Below are 16,477 nucleotides of genomic sequence, written 5' to 3'. Positions count from 1 at the left end.
CCTCAAGGGCTTCGACGCGTCTGTCAAAATTCGTTCAAATAGTTATTTGAAAATTCTTCACAAATAACTTCCTCTTGAGGTAAAACGCAGCTTTTTTGCCGGAATGTGTTTATTTGGGCGACAACTGGTCAAAACTGTTTCCTAGGCACGAACGAAACAAGCTTGGAGGGATGCCCGATGAACCGGCTGAACGGACTGCCCGTGGAAGTGGACCTGATCGCCCAACTGGCCGATCTGAAGGAAGTGGACTACAAGAACACTTTGGTCCTCACCGCGCTGGTGGAACTGCTCGTCGAGAAGGGAATTCTCGACCGCAAGGAAGTCATTCACAAGGCACGGCAGCTCGATGCCGACATCTCCCTCGAGGCGGATGATCGTTCGCTGTATGCCAACTAAGCTGTGAGCCAGCTTGCTTTTGTCTCCCCCTTCTTTTTTATTGAAAACCCACCCCCGCATGGCTACGGGAAGTGGGTCCTTTTTTTGTCTATCGTCCGCTACATCCGCTTGATCGTCTTCAGCGGCGTCGGTTTGTCACGGTAGGTGTCGTGGAGCACAACGTCCTTGCCGACGTCGTAGCCGTTTTGCGTCAACACGCCGCGCACGGTGATCTCGGCGATCTCCGGCATGTTGTTGTCGGGGCTCAAGTGCGCCAGGTAGACGTCTTTCGAATCGCCGCAGAGCACTTCGGACAGCACATCGCCCGCCGTCTCGTTGGAGAGGTGCCCTTTGTCGCCGAGGATGCGCTTTTTCACGCTCCACGGGTACGGCCCGATGCGCAGCATCTCGGTGTCATGGTTGGCTTCGAAGATCAGCGCGTCGGCGCCTTGGATCGACTGTTTGACGCGGCTGCTCGCATAGCCGAGGTCGGTCGCCAAGGCGAGCTTGCTCGTGCCGCTGTAGAAGCAAAAGCCGACCGGGTCGTTCGCGTCGTGCGAGATCGGGAACGGCTCGATGCGCAAGTCGCCAAAATCGAGCGCGTCGTCCACGCCAAACACGTGGCGCTTCCCTTCGGCGATGTCGCCGACATGCTTTTGCATGCCGGTCCACGTCCCGGCCGTCGCGTAGACGTCGAGGCTTTTGCATTTGCGGGCCATGACGCCGACGCCGCGCACGTGGTCAGAATGCTCGTGGGTGACGAGCAGCGCGTCGAGATCGTTCGCATCAACGCCGATCTCCTGCAGCGAGGACGTGATCTGCTTGCCGGAAACGCCGGCATCGATCAAGATTTTGGTCTGGTCGGTTTCAACAAAGATGGAGTTCCCCGTACTGCCACTGCATAACACGCTAAAGCGAATCAAAACATTTCCCCCTCAACTACTCGAAACGATCTCACGCTCCGTTGTCCTCCAACTGGCCTGTCAAGGCGTTCACGTAGAATACTTTATGATCGGTCACAATCCGCCACATCGGCGCGAGGTACCAGACGTCGGCACCGACGTAGTTCTGTGAGTAATAGCCCAGTTTGACATCATGGATCGTCGTGATCCCGGACGGATCGGCAACTTCGGCCGGGTCTTGCGTCTCCGCGACGGTGCGGATGGCCCCGATCGCCGAGATGACGCGCTGGCCGCGCTCTTCCTGTTCGCCAACTTCCAGCGCCTTTTGATTATAACTGATGATCTCAGCATCTTGAAGGTTGATCTCCAGCACCGCCGAGAAGATCGGATAGCGCTCATAGCTCTGCAGATAGCGCAAGGTCGTCGTCCCTTTGGCAAAATTGTTCACGGCGACGTCTTCTTTGTACATCGCGCCGTGCCAGACATAGGGAGCGATGCGCTGCAAAGCATACTGGCCGCGCTTGGTGCCGAGGTCTCTATCCGCTTTCATCAGACCCGGCTCGAAGCGGAGCCGGAAAAAGCCGTCCGGGGTCACTTCGAACTCCCCTTCCAGCGAGCGGAACTTCATCGTGCCTTTGCTCTGGTCGTTTTCGATCAGCCGGTCCTCCTGCAGCATCCTTTCGGCGATCTGCTGGATCGGCTCTTTGGGGTGGCCGACCTGAATGAAGTTCATCACCGGCGTCTCTTTCGGCACATCGGTGACGAGCATCATCTTGCGTTCGTGCAGGACTTCTTTCAGCTCATCGAGCTGCGTGTCGAACGACTGCACATAGCCGAGCGCTTCCTGCTGCGAGGTGTAATACTGATAGCCGAGCACGAGGTCGAGCAGCAGGAAGGTCAGGATCAGATAGGTCTTCGCTTTACTCCAATCCACGAATCGTCCCCTCCTCACTGCGCAACTCTTCGCCCGTCACCGCATCGAAGATCCCTTCGCGGTAATCCCCGGCCTGCTCCACGACCCACACCGGACGCAATTGCGCAGCATCGCCGCGCAGGTCGCCCATCAGGTAGGCCAGGTAGATGTCGGTCACGCGGTTGGTCTTGAGCAAGGCGTTCTGTTCCACCAAGGCGATCACTTCGGCGCCGGACAAGACTGTGATCAGCGGCCCGCGCACCGGTTTCGCGCCGGTCAGCAGCGGGGAGCGGCGCATCGCCGCCACATCGTTGTTGACGACCTGCACCGCGACGGATGACAGATCGCCGATCACCGGCAACCCTTCGACGAGCGGACGGAACTCAAATTGGCGTCCGACCATCTCGGTCGGCCGGATCGAACGCACCTGATGGACCGCGACGCTGCCCACAAAGCCGCCGTGCGCGTTGGCGAAGTCGAGCGCGTTCGGAATCCCCGTGTCTTCTTCCAACTGGTTGAAGCGCGACTCCTCCAAGTTCAAGTTGCGGTATTGGATCAGCTGCCCGAGCGCGTCGATGCGCACGATGCGGTTGCCGTCGGTGACGATCTCGGAGCCGGCCCGCTCGACGACGCGGCGGGTCAGCGACTTGTCGAGGAAGAAGGAATCGACCAGCCGCTCCGTCTCGATCCCGCGGTTGACGTCGATCGAGTAGCTGTACACTTTCGGCTTGAGGATCGGCAGGTAAAAATGGTGCAACAGCGCCGTGCCGTACAGCTTGTAGAGCGGCGCCTCTTTTTCCGCTTCGAACAGGCGCTTGAACGGCTCTTGCGGCAGCACGACGCTGGCGCTGTAGATCATGTCGGCATTGGCCACAAAGACAGCCCGGAATTCGTTGCCGCCACTCGGGAACAGGTAGAACGTCTTCACGTTCATGAACGGCTCCAGCCGCGAAGTGAAGTGCAGGAGCTCCGACTCGTTGAGCAGCGTGATCGGCACCACCGCATCGAAATCATATTGCAGGCTCGGACCGGTGCTGATCAGCTTCTTCCAGTCATCGTCCTGGAAGCCTGTGGCGAGCTTGATGTCGAAAAATGTGGCCAGCGTCAGCAGTTCCATCCCCGACTCATAGCCTGATTGCCCAGGAAATAAAACCTGATGCTTCTCCTCCCCGCCGTGCAGCAAGATCGAGCGCGGGCCGAGCACGTTGTTCAGCGTGCGCTCAAAGCTCGGGTCGGAGATCGCCGTGTTCGACGCAAACTGCGGACCGTCGATCGCTTCATACTGCGGCGTGATGCTCCAGATGCCAAGCGACAGAAGCAGCGAGGTGATGACAAGCACGGTGAGGAGCAGCGTTTTCAGTTTTTCTTTCACAATCACGCACCTCCCGTCGCAGCCGGCAGCGTAAAGGAAACGGTCGTCCCAACTCCTTCTTCGCTGTCGATCTGGATCTGCCCGCCGTGCATCTCGATGATCTGTTTGGCGATCGACAAGCCGAGCCCGGTGCCGCCTTGGGCGCGGGAACGGGCTTTGTCAACGCGGTAGAAACGGTCGAAGATCAGCGGCAGGTCATGCTTGGGAATGCCCATTCCGGTGTCGATGACCTGCACAAGTATGAATTTGCCGCTGGGGCGATGCGCCCGAATCCGGACGCGCCCGCCGCTTTGCGTGTATTTGACGGCGTTGGAGATCAGGTTGTCAAACACCTGATCGAGCTTGTCCGCATCGACGTTGACCGACAGATTGGCCGGCACTTCGAAGGACAAGGAGACCTCTTCGCGCTGCAGATGCATCGTGAAGCGGAAGCAGGCGGTCTGCACCAAGTCGCGCAGGACGTGCGGCGCGGTGCGCAAGTTGTCGCGGTTGGAGTCGAGGCGCGACAGCTGCAACAGGTCGCTGACCAGCCGCGTCATGCGCTCCGTCTCGCCGTGGATGACGGAGAGGAAGCGACGGGCGTGGTCGGGCGACTCGATGGCGCCGTCTTCGAGCGCTTCGATGTAGCTTTTGATCGTCGTCAGCGGCGTGCGGATCTCATGCGACACGTTGGCAACAAAATCGCGGCGGGCGCGGTCTGCGTACTCTTCTTCCGTCACGTCGCGCAAGACGACCACCGCGCCGCCGTCTTCGCCGCTCTCCCCGCGAAACGGCACGGAGTATGCTTGGACGATGCGGCCGGACGGACCCTCCAACGTGAATTCGGAGACGGCGGTGAGCAGGAGTTCGGTGTTGCCTTCTTCGCCGAAGATGATCGCCGAGTCCAGCGAGCGTTCGAGCAGCTCATCCACCGTTTCCGCGTTGAGCATTTTGGCCGCCGCCGGATTGGCGAGGATGATGCCGCCGTCGCGGTCGATCGCCAGCACCCCGTCCGACATGTGTTGGAGGATCGCTTCCAATTTGTCCTGCTCTTGCTTATTTTCTGTCAACGCTTCCCGGAGCCGGACGCGCAAGGTGTTGAACATTTCGGCGAGCTGGCCGATCTCGTCATCGGAGCGCACCGTCACCGTCTGGTCAAAATCGCCGCGGGCCATCATGCCTGCTTTTTTGGTGATTTCGACGATCGGGTTGGTGATCGTGCGCGAGAGCAGGATGATCAGACCGGCCGTAAGCAGGACGGCGATCACGGTGCCGGTGTAGAAGATCACCGTGATGTCGTGGATCGTCTGGTAGACGGACGACAGCGGCGCGACGCAATAGACAGCGCCGAGCACAGCGTTGCCTTCTTTGACCGGGATCGCGAGGTAGAGATAGCGCTGCTCGTCTTTCGGGTCGACTTTGATCGACTCCGCCTGGCTGCCGAGCAAGGCGCGGGTCACTTCCGGCTGGATGCTTTTCTGCTCCAAATAGTTCTCATTGCCGGAGGTGGCGATGAGGATCTGCTGGTTGTTGATGATGTTGATCTCCGCCCCGGCGGCACTGGCAAACGAGTCGGCGAGAAACCCGATGTCATTTTGCAGGTTGCTTTTCTGCCGGTTGTCACTGAGGTACGGCGGCAGGACGTCGGCGAGCACGAGGAGCTGGCCGGAGACTTTTTCCTGGAACGAGTTGATGAAGTGGGCGTTGACCCGCTGGATGAAGTAAAAGCCGATCACCTGCATCGCAACGAGGATCACCAGCAGGTACATCAGGACGAGCTTCCACTGGATGCTTTTGAGCAAGCGTCCCTACCTCCTCAGCGTGTAGCCAACGCCGCGGCGGGTCAGGATGTATTCCGGGTTGCTCGGATCGTCCTCGATCTTCTCGCGCAGGCGGCGGATGGTGACATCGACGGTGCGGACATCGCCGTAGTAGTCGTAGCCCCAGACTTCCTGCAAGAGCTGTTCGCGGGTGAGCACGGTGCCGCGGTGTTTGATCAGGTACACGAGCAGTTCAAATTCGCGGTGCGTAAGTCCCATGTCGGCACCGCGCTTGCTGACCTCGTAAGTCGCGGTGTCGATCACGAGTTCACCGACGGTGTATTTCGGCTTCTGCTCGGCGGCCGACTTGGTATCGGCCGGCTGCTGTTGGCGGCGCAGGTTGGCTTTGACGCGCGCCATCAGCTCGCGGTTGGAAAACGGCTTGGTCACGTAGTCGTCAGCGCCGATTTCGAGACCGAGCACTTTGTCGATCTCGCTGTCCCGGGCGGTGAGCATGATGATCGGGACGCTGGAGAAGGCGCGGATTTCGCGGCAGACGGCGAACCCGTCTTTTTTCGGAAGCATCACGTCGAGCAAAATCAGGTCGGGCTGCTCGGCCGTCGCTTTGTCGACCGCTTCCTGGCCGTCGTGGGCGAGCACGACTCCATAGTTCTCTTTTTCCAAGGAGAACTTGAGAATATCGGCAATTGGCAGTTCGTCATCGACCACCAAGATCTTATAGTCCATTCGACTCACCTCTTTGGTAAGGGATGTGAAGGTATCACCCTCTATTGTAACACGGACGGGTGGGAATCTGGTTAGTTTCTCGGGATTGGGAAACACTACAGGAGGAAAAGGGGGTCTGCTTTCATGGCCAAGACGCAAGCGATTCTCGCCTATTTCAACTCCGAAGATTTGGCTGAAAAAGCGAAACAGGAGCTTGTGCAGCAACTGGATTTGAAGGATGAGGAATGTCAGATCGACCGTGTCAGCGCACAGCCCGGTGAAGCGACCGAGCAGGTGCTCAACCCGATCACCGCCAATTTCGGCGGACATGAGACGCTGATCGAAAATGTGGCGCCGTCCAACGACAGCGTCGGGCCGCTGCTTGGCTCCGACCCGGCAGTATCGGGCATGACGGACGGGGACGGCATGATCACCGGCCTTGATGTGCTGATGACCATCGTCTGCCCGACCGACAAGGTGCAGCAGGCGCTGCAGGTCGTCGAGCGGAACAAAGGACAACATTAGAATGAATCCCTCTGCCGCTGGCAGAGGGCTTTTTCGTGCGGTTTAGAGACGATATTAACAAAAAGCCACCTCCGCTGCGGGAGATGGCTTGGGTGGTGTTTTAACGGCCTTCGTAGAGTTCGACGACCGGGATCGTCTGTTCACGACCCGGGCCGACGGAGAGGATTGCCAGCGGCACGGAAGTGATCTCTTCGAGCTTGCGGACGTAAGCTTTCGCGTTCTCCGGGAGCTCGTCGAAGGAGCGCACGCCGGAGATGTCTTCCGTCCAGCCCGGCAAGGTTTCGTAGACCGGTTCGCAGTCTTTGAGCACGCGGAAGGCGGTGGGGAACTCGGTCAGGGTCTCGCCTTTGTAGTTGTAAGCGACGCAGACTTTCAGTTCTTCGAGACCGGTCAGGATGTCGAGGCGGGTCAGCGCCATGCCGTCGAGACCCGATACACGGCGCGCGTGGCGGACGACGAGCGCGTCGAACCAGCCGCAGCGGCGCGGACGACCTGTGGTGGTGCCGAACTCGCGGCCTTGGGTGCGGATGAACTCGCCGGTCTCATCGAGCAGCTCGGTCGGGAACGGACCGTCGCCGACGCGGGTCGAGTACGCCTTGACCGTACCGATGACTTTGTCGATCTTGGTCGGGCCGACGCCGGAGCCGATGGTGACGCCGCCTGCGACCGGGTTGGACGAGGTGACGTACGGGTAGGTGCCTTGGTCGATGTCGAGCATCGAAGCCTGTGCGCCTTCGAACAGGATGTCGGTGCCTCTGTCGATCTCTTCGTTCAGCACGACGGACGTATCGGTCACGTACGGGCGCAGCACTTCTGCGTAGCCCATGTACTCGTCGTAGATCTCTTCAAAAGTGAACGGTTCTGCGCCGTACAGCTTGGTCAGAACTTCGTTTTTCTGTTTGAGGTTGCGCTTGAGGATCTCGGCAAAGTCTTCTCCGTCCATCAGATCGATCATGCGGATGCCGATGCGCGCTGCTTTGTCCATGTAGGCCGGCCCGATGCCTTTTTTGGTGGTGCCGATCTTCGCGTCGCCTTTACTCTCTTCTTCGAGCACGTCGAGCTTGAGGTGATACGGCAGCACGATGTGCGCCTTGTCCGAGATGCGCAGGCCTTTGGTCGAAACGCCTTTGTCATGCAGGTATTGCAGCTCTTTGACCAGCGCGGCCGGGTTGACGACCATGCCGTTGCCGATCACGCAGATTTTTTCTTCATAGAAGATCCCGGACGGGATCAGGTGCAGTTTATATTCAATTCCGTTAATCCAGATGGTATGCCCGGCGTTGTTGCCCCCTTGATAGCGTGCTACAACCCCTGCTTTCTCCGCCAGGAAGTCCGTAATCTTACCTTTCCCTTCGTCGCCCCATTGGGTTCCGACAACGACTACTGTTGCCACACGACAACACCTCCACATATTAACATGCTCATGAAGAGCGTGACTTACTCAGCATAATGAGTGTAGCAAGGATCATTTGTGATGTCAATGAAATTTCCGAACGTTGGTGATTCTTTCGATATAAATTGTTCGTATTTATGAAAGTCATTTACCATTTTTGGGGAATGTAGAAAAATTTAATACCGAACTGCCAGATTTGAGAAAAACAAAACCCGGTGACTCCTTGAGGGAGTGACCGGGTATTAGGGTTGCAAAAAGTCGTTTTGGAAGCGCCAGAGCACGATCGGCTGATCGACGATGGCGGAGAAGTCGTGCAGCTTGAGCTGGTACTGCGGGAAGGTCGTGTCGGGCCCGCTCATGTAGGAGTCGAGCTTGTAGACGGGCGGACCGAACCACCAGGGTTTGAGGATGAGGAATCCTTCGCCTTGTTCGTAGGCTGAGACGTTCTCGCGGACGAGGTCGGGCACTTGGTGGACATAGCCGAGTTTGCCGTATGCGATGACGAGTAGCAGAAGGATCGGCACAAAGGTCAGCAGCAGGCGGTAGGTCCATTTGCCGATGACAGGTTCGGTTTCCTCTTCTTCAACGTCAGGGTCAACTGGCACGTCTGTCGGAGTGAGGACAGCGGTCACGGCTGCGACCTGTTCCTCGGCCGCTTGGAGCTCCTGCCGCGGGGCGGCTTCTTGGGTCGATTGGAGCTCAAGCTGGCGTCTGGTCTCGGCGCGGATGGCGTTCAGCTGCTGCAGTTGGGCGGCATCCCGTTCCGCCTTCAGATCCTGCTGGCGCGACTCCTCCCGAGCTGTCTGCAGTTCACGCAAGTGAGCCGCTTGGTCCGGCTCAGCCTGTTGCGGTTCCTCTTGCGATCGCTGCTGCTCCTGCAATCGTTGCTGCTCTTGCAACCTTTCCTGCTCCTGCAGTCGCTGTTGCTCTTGCGCTTTCAGCTCGTCGCGCTTTTTGCTTTTTCCTTTTTTGCGGGCATGGGTTTCCTTGCGGCTGGGCAGGGGCATGCCGGGTTGGTATTCGGTGTTATCGAAGCGGCTCATCGTACTTAGGCTCCCGGTGCTCTCTCTAAGGAGACGAATTTGTTGAAGTTTTTCAGGAAGACGAGCTCGACAGTCCCCGTCGGACCGGAACGCTGCTTGGCGATGATGATCTCGATGATGTTCTTCCGCTCAGACTCCGGGTTGTAGTAGTCGTCGCGGTACAGGAACGCAACGATGTCGGCGTCCTGCTCGATCGAGCCGGATTCGCGAAGGTCGGACATCATCGGGCGCTTGTCCTGACGCGACTCGACAGAACGCGAAAGCTGCGACAGGGCGATGACCGGCACGTTCAGCTCACGCGCGATCAGCTTCAAGGTACGCGAGATCTCGGAGACCTCCTGCTGACGGTTGTCCCCGCGGCCCCGGCCTTGGATCAGCTGGAGGTAGTCGATCATGACCATCCCCAGCTTCCCGCCCTGCTCCGCTTTCAAACGTCTGCACTTCGCGCGGATCTCGGTCACCGTGATCCCCGGCGTGTCGTCGACGAAGATCGGCGCTTCGGACAGTGTGCCGACCGCCATCGTCAGCTTCGGCCAGTCGTCCTCGTCCAGAAAACCGGTCCGCATCTTCCCCGCGTCGATGTTCGCTTCCGCACACAGCATCCGCTGCACCAGCTGCTCGGCGCCCATCTCCAGCGAGAAGATCGCCACCGGTTCTCCCGCGCGGACGGCGATGTTCTGCGCCACGTTCAGCGCAAACGCCGTCTTCCCGACCGCCGGACGGGCGGCGAGGATGATCAATTCCGACCCGTGAAAGCCGGAGGTCATCTTATCCAGATCGGGGTAGCCGGAGGGAATCCCCGTCACCCCGCCTTTGTTGTTATATAAAAACTCGATCCGTTCAAACGTGTTCAACAACACATCTTTCACATGCGTGAAGCCCTTGCTGACGCTCCCCGCCTGCGAGATCTGCAGGATGCTGCGCTCCGCTTCGTCGATCACTTCGGTCACGTCGGCACCGGTGTAGCCGGTCGCCGCGATCTTCGTCGCCGTGTTGATCAGGCGACGCATGACCGACTTTTCCTTGACGATCGTCGCGTAGTGGTCGGCGTTGACAGCCGTCGGCACCGAGTGCGACAAAGAAGCGAGGTATTGCACCCCGCCCACTTCGTCGATCAGTCCTTGATTTTGCAGATCGGTCGTCAAGGTGACCATGTCGACCGGGCTGCCTTTTTCCGCAATCCGCAAGATCGCTTCAAAGATCATCTGGTGCGTCTTGCGGTAGAAATCTTCAGGAGCCAGCAGCTCCGAAACGGTGATCAGGGCCTCATTGGAGATCAAAACAGCCCCGAGCACCGCCTGTTCCGCTTCCACGTTCTGTGGAGGCACCCGCTCCACGAGTTCTTCTTCCATTGTGTCACGTCGCCTCCCCTCGAAATATCAAAAAAATCTAGCTGGCTGCAATCGTCTCGACCGACTCCTCGAACACCAGCCCGAGCACTTCGTCGATCGTCTTCACGATATGCACCGTGATGCCTTCCGTGTCGCTCGGCACATCGCGGCGGTTGTCGTACGGCACGAACACGCGGTTCATCCCCGCCTGGCGCGCGCCGAAGATCTTCTCAAACACGCCGCCGACCGGCTTGACCTTGCCTTGGATCGAAATCTCGCCCGTGATCGCCACATCCTGCGGGATCGGCTTGCCGAGCATCGCGCTGTAGATCGCCAGCGTGATCGCCACACCGGCCGACGGGCCGTCGATGCGCCCGCCGCCGACGACGTTGACGTGCACGTCATAGTCGGCGATGTCCTTGCCGGCGATGCGGCGCAAGACCGCCGCGGCGTTGAACACCGAGTCTTTCGCCATCGAACCTGCCGTATCGTTAAAGCGCAGACGCCCTTTGCCCGCTTCGGCCGCCGGGAACGCCACCGCTTCGATCTCGATGGTGGAACCGAGGAAGCCCGCCACGCCAAGACCGTAGATCTTGCCGATCTCGGACGGCGCGTCATCCTGCTCCTTGTCTTTCACATACGGCACCAAACGGTTCATGCGCAGCACTTCTTCGATGTCGTGCTCCACGATCACCACCGGCTCTTCGGCATGGCCGCCAGCGCGGTACACCGCGAGGCCGTGCGCGTCCGACAAGAGGTTGACCGCTTTGCGCCCTTCGATCGTGTACTTGGCGATCGTCTTGGCGACAGACGGCTCCAGGCTGACTTGCAGACGCTCCGCCGCACCCGCCACGATCTCCTCAACCTGCTCCGGCACCAGCGGCTCAAAATAGATCTCCGCACAGCGCGAACGCAGGGCAGGGTTGATCTCCGACGGGTCGCGGGTGGTCGCGCCGATCAAAATGAAATCGGCCGGCGCGCCTTCCTCGAACAATTTCTGAATGTACTTGGGTACGTTCTGATCGTCCGGATCATAATAGGGAGACTCGAAGCGAACGCGCTTGTCCTCCAAGACTTTCAACAGCTTATTTTGCAAGACCGGGTCTAATTCCCCGATCTCATCGATAAACAAAATGCCGCCGTGCGCATCGGTGACCAGACCCGGCTTCGGCTCCGGAATTGCCGTGTCGGCAAAATCGCGGCGCGCGCCTTGGTAGATCGGGTCGTGCACCGAGCCGAGCAGCGGGTTGGTGATGTCGCGCGGGTCCCAGCGCAGCGTCGTGCCGTCCACTTCCACAAACGGTGCTTCCTGCGCAAACGGGGTCGAGGCGAGCTGCGCCGCTTCCTGCAGCGCGATCCGGGCGGCCGTCGTCTTGCCGACGCCGGGCGGGCCGTAGATCAGGATGTGCTGCGGGAACGGGCTCGCCAGCTTCGAGAGCAGCGAGCGCTTCGCCTGCTCCTGGCCGATGATCTGGTCCATCTGCTGCGGGCGGACCAGCTCATACGTCGACTTGGAGAGCTTGACCGTCTCCAATTTTTCCAACTGGGCAAATTTCTTCAAGGTCTGCGCGTTTTCCGGCCCGGACTGCTCCTTGACCATCTGCGTGCGGATGTCCTTGATGTATTCTTCGTGTTTCTCCTGCATGCGCTCATTGACGCGCTTCTCCAGATCTTCTTCCACCGTTTTTCTCGCCACGAAGTTGGCGATCGCCTCTTCCACTTCGTTCAAGATCTCCGGGATGCGATCCGGGGTCGGGCGTTCTTCAATGGTCGGGTTCTCAAACACGATGCGCTGCAGCGCAATGACGCGGTCTTCCACGACGGAGGAGCGCATCAGCGACAAAGCATCGAGTTTCCCTGCGCGAAGCACCAGCTTATCCGGTCCATAGATACTGCTCAGAATCCCAAACAATGCGGTGACCTGACGGCGCACCGCTTCTTCGTTGTCCAACTTCTCATGCAGCTTGCTGCCAGGGATTCGATTGAGTTTCTTAAGCAGTTTTTTCAGCATTAGGGCTACTCCGCAACTACCTGGACGCGCATTTCGGTCGTCACTTCCGGGTGCAGCTTCAAGGTGACCACGGTCGTGCCAAGCGCTTTGATCGGCTCGTCCAGAAGAATTTTACGCTTGTCGATGTTCAGTTTCTTTTGTTCTTTCAGCGCATCGGCGATCTGCTTGGTCGAGATCGCGCCAAACACGCGGCCGCCGTCGCCCGCTTTGGTTTTCAGCACGACGGTGGTCTCTTTCAGAACTGCTGCCAAGTCTTTGGCTTCCTGCAGCAAGCCTGCCGCCTTGCGCGCTTCGCCCGCCGCTTGCTGCTTGTGGCGGTTGATCGCTTCAGCGGTCGCCTCGACGGCAAGGTTCTTTGAAAAAAGGAAGTTTTGTGCGTAGCCCGGAGATACCTCTTTGACTTCGCCTTTTTTTCCTTGGCCTTTTACGTCTTGTAAGAAAATTACTTTCATGTCAACACCCTCCAATTCCGATTAGGAGTTCAGAAGCAGTGTCCAGGACCAGATATCTGCGTGTAGCTATCTTATCACTAGTTATACCATTTTCCGCTCCTAAACGCTTTCAAAAGAAAATAGAAGCAGATGAAGAAATTACATCTGCTTGGATTAGCGTCTCCGTTTCATATGCTCTTTTAACCCGCTGAGGTCGCCGTACCACGTCTCGGACTGGTGACCGGTCTCGATGCCGTGATCGACCTTCTCGACGACGGAACGTTCCAGCTCGTGAAAATCGATCCCGCAGCGGCGGGCCAGCATGTACGTGAGCACCACGATGTTCGCCAAGTGTTCGAGCAATACCGATTCGGTGCCTTTTAAGAATCCGCGAAACAGGCCTGACACATTGTCGAGCAGTTCGGCCTTCAGCCATTCGATCATGCGAATGTTCTTGGTGATGTCCATATCTTTGTGGAAGTCAGGCATAGGAAACCCCCTTTTCCATTCCCTGCTTAGAAAGAAGACTTCGACAGCCCGTCTGGAATTCCCTGCATAAAAATTGCTCCGGCTGGGCACTTGCTGTAGCTTGCCCCCCTCCCCGGAAATCCACAAACTGTATATAGTAGAAGTGTACTCGCGAAATGAATTGTACAAACGGAGGTCTTTTTATGTCAGCGCAAGCCGGATCTTTTGAACAATACGTCAGCGCTTACGAAGCCAAGATGAGCGAGCCGTGGGGCGTGATGTTTTACGACATCCTGTACGCACAGCTCGGCAACCAGCTCGATGCCGATACCCAAACGGCATTGGTCGTCGGCAGCGGCCTCGGCACGCTTGACCGCTGGCTGGCCGGGCGGGGTCTGCAAGTGACCGGCACCGATGTCGCCCCGGCGATGGTCGCCTATGCGCAGCAAAAAGCGGATGCAGCGGGGCTTGCGATCAACTATCAGGTGCACGATGTGCTGACCGGCACGATGGAGGAGCAGTTCGACCTGATCGTCTGCCACAACGTGCTGGAGTATGTCGCCATGCCCGATTTTGCCGTCGCCAATCTGGCCTCGTGGCTGCAGCCGGGCGGGAAGCTGTCCCTGGTGCTGCACAACCCGGTGAACAAAGTCCTGAAAGCGGCGGTGCAGGGGCAAGATCCCTTGAAAGCACTGGAACTGCTCGACCGGCGCGAGTTCCATTTTGAGATGATGAACGCCACCGCCCGCAACTACACGCTGGCCGAAGCGGCGAACTGGCTGAACTTCTGCGGCTTCGACGTCCTCGAGCACTACGGCGTGCGCACCGTCTATGACCTGATCCCCAACGAGCCAAAATCTGACCCGGCGTGGCACCAAAACGCCTTGCAGATGGAGTTGGTGCTCAGCACGCGCTCCCCGTACAAAGAGATGGCGATGTTCAACCACCTGATCGCCCGCAAACGATAAAAAGCCTCCCGACCTGAGCGGGAGGCTTGTTGCTATCTGGAAAACCACAGGAACAAACTGATCACAAACAGAGCGATCATCGGCAGCGTCAATCGTTTGTACACGAGGAACCGTCCATGATTCTCAAACGGATTGCTTTGGAACAGCTTGACAGACAGGAACCAGCAAAGCAATGAAAAGGCGGCCAGGCCGAGGAAGATCAGATAAGGCTGTTCGTTGCCGAACGGATGAGAGACAGACGGCAGGTAGTTGAGAAGGGAGAGGTGCTGCAGCCACGACTTCTCATACGGGAAATTCGGCGTGATCGCCTCGTCCAGCACCCCGATGAAGACATGCAGGCCCAGCGTCGCCGTTAAGCCCAGCATCCCTGCCGCCATCCGATTGCCGGCGATGGTGGACATCAGGAAACTCACGCTGTACAAAGCCAACAGCACGCCGGCAAACTGCACGCCCCACTCCACAGCCTCGACCGCCTCATACCGGACATCGCCAAACAGCAGTTTCCAGAACAGCAGGGCCAGCACGTTCAGCGCGACCGTAACGAGGAAGAACAGCGTGCCGACCGCATATTTGGCGGTCACGATCTCCCGGCGGCTGACCGGCAGCGCGGCGAGGAACTCCAGCGTGTTCGTGACGCGGTCATTGGTCAGCATCATCGCGCCAACCCCGATCGCAATAAAGATCGAGATGATGATGCTGAACGGTTCGCCACCGCTGAGCATTTGCTGAGCATCCCGCAGCCACGTCATCTGCGTCCAGTCCAGTTCGTTGTACTTCGTTGGCAGCGTCAGCCAAAAGATGATCGGATAGGTGATTGCCGGAATGCTGATCAGGCAGAAATAGACGAGAAACAGAAAGCGGTGGTCGCGCCACTCTTTGTAGAGCAGCGTTTTATTCAAGCCGAAACGCCGGGTCATGCGCATATCCCTCCTTCCCCATCGTCTGGATGAAGACCTCCTCCAACGAGAGATCGAGCGTCTCCACAAAATCGGGCCGGTGCGCTTCGATCATGCCCATCAAGGCAGCTGTGTGATCCTGCACGATGATCGTCGACACCTTGCCCTGCTCCTGCACGCTCAGCACGCCGGGGGCCTCGCGGATCGCATCGGGTAGCCCTTCGGAGAATACCGCCTGGATCTTGCAAGTGTTTTCTTTCAGCTCATCGAGCGAGCGCGTGAAGAGCAGTTTCCCTTTCATCAGCACGGCCACATGATCGGCCATCTGCTCCAGGTCGTTCAAGTTGTGCGTGGAGAAGAAGACTGTCGTGTCGCCACTCGCCGCCGCCTGCAGCACGAGTTGTTTGAAGTGGTGCTTCATCACCGGGTCGAGCCCGCTCGTCGGCTCATCGAGCAGGAGCATCCGTGGCCGCATCGAGAGAGCGATGATCAGGGCGAGCTGCGTTTTCATGCCTTTGGAAAGCGCCCGCACCCGCTTGCCGGACGGGATCTGAAACAAGTCAAGCAGATCCCGGCATCGCTTGTCATCCCAGTTCGGGTAGAGCTTGGCGCAAAAGGCGAGCAGTTCGCCGACCTTGTAGTGCGGGAAGAAGTTCTGGTAGTCGGCCACATAGCCGATCTCCTGCCGCCAGACGCCGGAGGGGTCGGCGATGCTGCGTCCGAGCACCGTCGCGTCACCTGCCGTCGGCTGCAACACCCCGAGCAGCAGGCGGATCAGCGTGCTCTTCCCGGCCCCGTTCGGCCCCATCAGGCCGAAGATGCTGCCGTGCGGCACGACCAGACTCAAGCGATCGAGCGCCCGCTCGCCGTCAAACACTTTCGTCAAACCGCGCGTTTCCAACGCATATCCGCTCATGACTGCTCCCTCCGTTCACGGTACCATTCCCGCACCGACTCCTCGAGGATCTCCAGGAGCTCCTCTTCCTCCAGCTGCAGGTAATGCGCTTCGACAAGCATTCGTTCCAGCATTCCTTTGATCACCCGTTTCCGCTCCTCTCTCGACATCGTCTGCTGCTGCTCGGCGACAAACGTGCCCCGCCCGCGCAGTGTCTCAATGATCCCTTCGCGCTCCAATTCCTGATACGCTTTGGCGATCGTGTTGTGGTTGATCGTGATCTGTCCGGCCAGCTCGCGCACCGAAGGCAGCTTCTCCCCCGGCGTCAGCGTCCCTTTGGCCACCGCCCCTTTGACCCCTTCGATCAGTTGCTGATAGATCGGCACGCTCGACCGCGGGTCGATGTTAAACCACATGCGGCTCCTCCTTTCTTACGTGTACCGTGTGTCATATGTGTACTATATCATGTGGTACACTTGAGGAGCAAGC

Annotated in this window: 17 protein-coding genes; 3 read left to right on the top strand and 14 right to left on the bottom strand. The window is 58.6% G+C overall.

The features are described 5' to 3' along the window. The first annotated feature begins 177 nt into the window (after positions 1 to 177). A complete protein-coding gene (locus EV586_RS17825; protein ID WP_132946443.1) occupies positions 178 to 396 on the top strand; it encodes a hypothetical protein in 219 nt (72 codons plus the stop codon). A gap of 98 nt (positions 397 to 494) precedes the next feature. Here EV586_RS17825 and EV586_RS17820 read toward each other — a convergent pair whose 3' ends face one another. Genes EV586_RS17820 through yycF form a run of 5 tightly spaced genes read right to left on the bottom strand, consistent with a single transcriptional unit; the run spans position 495 to position 6,048 of the window. Further along, complete coding sequence (locus EV586_RS17820) at positions 495 to 1,295, bottom strand: MBL fold metallo-hydrolase (protein WP_132946513.1); 801 nt, start codon at positions 1,293 to 1,295, stop codon at positions 495 to 497. Between the two features lie 34 nt (positions 1,296 to 1,329). Then, positions 1,330 to 2,211 (bottom strand): two-component system regulatory protein YycI, encoded by an 882-nt coding sequence (gene yycI / locus EV586_RS17815; RefSeq protein WP_132946442.1) that lies wholly within the window; start codon positions 2,209 to 2,211, stop codon positions 1,330 to 1,332. Continuing rightward, positions 2,198 to 3,562, bottom strand: a complete 1,365-nt coding sequence (locus EV586_RS17810; protein ID WP_165898689.1) for a YycH family regulatory protein — start codon at positions 3,560 to 3,562, stop codon at positions 2,198 to 2,200. The genes yycI and EV586_RS17810 overlap by 14 nt, the downstream gene beginning before the upstream one ends. 2 nt (positions 3,563 to 3,564) lie before the next feature. Continuing rightward, positions 3,565 to 5,343, bottom strand: a complete 1,779-nt coding sequence (locus EV586_RS17805; RefSeq protein WP_132946440.1) for an ATP-binding protein — start codon at positions 5,341 to 5,343, stop codon at positions 3,565 to 3,567. Between the two features lie 6 nt (positions 5,344 to 5,349). Beyond that, positions 5,350 to 6,048: a response regulator YycF gene (gene yycF / locus EV586_RS17800; RefSeq protein ID WP_132946439.1), complete on the bottom strand. Its 699-nt coding sequence runs from the start codon at positions 6,046 to 6,048 to the stop codon at positions 5,350 to 5,352. A gap of 123 nt (positions 6,049 to 6,171) precedes the next feature. On the opposite strand from yycF, the gene EV586_RS17795 reads away from it, so the two are divergent. Continuing rightward, positions 6,172 to 6,552: a hypothetical protein gene (locus EV586_RS17795; RefSeq protein WP_132946438.1), complete on the top strand. Its 381-nt coding sequence runs from the start codon at positions 6,172 to 6,174 to the stop codon at positions 6,550 to 6,552. Between the two features lie 100 nt (positions 6,553 to 6,652). Here EV586_RS17795 and EV586_RS17790 read toward each other — a convergent pair whose 3' ends face one another. The 6 genes from EV586_RS17790 to EV586_RS17765 all read right to left on the bottom strand — a co-directional run bounded on the left by EV586_RS17790 (position 6,653) and on the right by EV586_RS17765 (position 13,250). Next, the gene (locus EV586_RS17790) at positions 6,653 to 7,945 is read right to left on the bottom strand and encodes an adenylosuccinate synthase (RefSeq protein WP_132946437.1); all 1,293 of its coding nucleotides are present in this window, start codon (positions 7,943 to 7,945) and stop codon (positions 6,653 to 6,655) included. 242 nt (positions 7,946 to 8,187) lie between these two features. After that, the gene (locus tag EV586_RS17785) at positions 8,188 to 8,988 is read right to left on the bottom strand and encodes a cell envelope integrity TolA family protein (RefSeq protein WP_132946436.1); all 801 of its coding nucleotides are present in this window, start codon (positions 8,986 to 8,988) and stop codon (positions 8,188 to 8,190) included. A 5-nt stretch (positions 8,989 to 8,993) separates the two neighbouring features. Beyond that, a complete protein-coding gene (dnaB, locus tag EV586_RS17780) occupies positions 8,994 to 10,340 on the bottom strand; it encodes a replicative DNA helicase (protein WP_132946435.1) in 1,347 nt (448 codons plus the stop codon). A 37-nt stretch (positions 10,341 to 10,377) separates the two neighbouring features. Next, a complete protein-coding gene (gene lonC / locus EV586_RS17775; RefSeq protein WP_132946434.1) occupies positions 10,378 to 12,330 on the bottom strand; it encodes a Lon family ATP-dependent protease in 1,953 nt (650 codons plus the stop codon). A 5-nt stretch (positions 12,331 to 12,335) separates the two neighbouring features. Beyond that, positions 12,336 to 12,782, bottom strand: a complete 447-nt coding sequence (gene rplI / locus EV586_RS17770; RefSeq protein ID WP_132946433.1) for a 50S ribosomal protein L9 — start codon at positions 12,780 to 12,782, stop codon at positions 12,336 to 12,338. 153 nt (positions 12,783 to 12,935) lie between these two features. Continuing rightward, the gene (locus EV586_RS17765; protein WP_132946432.1) at positions 12,936 to 13,250 is read right to left on the bottom strand and encodes a MazG-like family protein; all 315 of its coding nucleotides are present in this window, start codon (positions 13,248 to 13,250) and stop codon (positions 12,936 to 12,938) included. 182 nt (positions 13,251 to 13,432) lie between these two features. On the opposite strand from EV586_RS17765, the gene EV586_RS17760 reads away from it, so the two are divergent. Continuing rightward, positions 13,433 to 14,197, top strand: a complete 765-nt coding sequence (locus tag EV586_RS17760; RefSeq protein WP_165898688.1) for a class I SAM-dependent methyltransferase — start codon at positions 13,433 to 13,435, stop codon at positions 14,195 to 14,197. A gap of 32 nt (positions 14,198 to 14,229) precedes the next feature. Here EV586_RS17760 and EV586_RS17755 read toward each other — a convergent pair whose 3' ends face one another. From EV586_RS17755 to EV586_RS17745, 3 genes are read right to left on the bottom strand one after another with little or no spacing between them, the layout of a single operon-like run. After that, positions 14,230 to 15,114 carry an ABC transporter permease gene (locus EV586_RS17755; RefSeq protein ID WP_165898687.1) on the bottom strand — a complete coding sequence of 295 codons (885 nt, stop codon included), beginning with the start codon at positions 15,112 to 15,114 and terminating at the stop codon, positions 14,230 to 14,232. Beyond that, positions 15,089 to 16,009, bottom strand: a complete 921-nt coding sequence (locus EV586_RS17750) for an ABC transporter ATP-binding protein (protein ID WP_132946429.1) — start codon at positions 16,007 to 16,009, stop codon at positions 15,089 to 15,091. The genes EV586_RS17755 and EV586_RS17750 overlap by 26 nt, the downstream gene beginning before the upstream one ends. Further along, positions 16,006 to 16,404: a GntR family transcriptional regulator gene (locus EV586_RS17745; protein WP_132946428.1), complete on the bottom strand. Its 399-nt coding sequence runs from the start codon at positions 16,402 to 16,404 to the stop codon at positions 16,006 to 16,008. The genes EV586_RS17750 and EV586_RS17745 overlap by 4 nt, the downstream gene beginning before the upstream one ends. Between the last annotated feature and the right edge of the window lie 73 nt (positions 16,405 to 16,477).

Origin of the sequence: Tumebacillus sp. BK434 (genome assembly GCF_004340785.1) — a bacterium.
In the GTDB taxonomy this organism is placed as follows: Bacteria; Bacillota; Bacilli; order Tumebacillales; family Tumebacillaceae; genus Tumebacillus_A.
The sequence above is the reverse complement of the archived record's forward strand: the minus strand, read 5'-3'. Positions and strand labels throughout refer to the sequence as shown.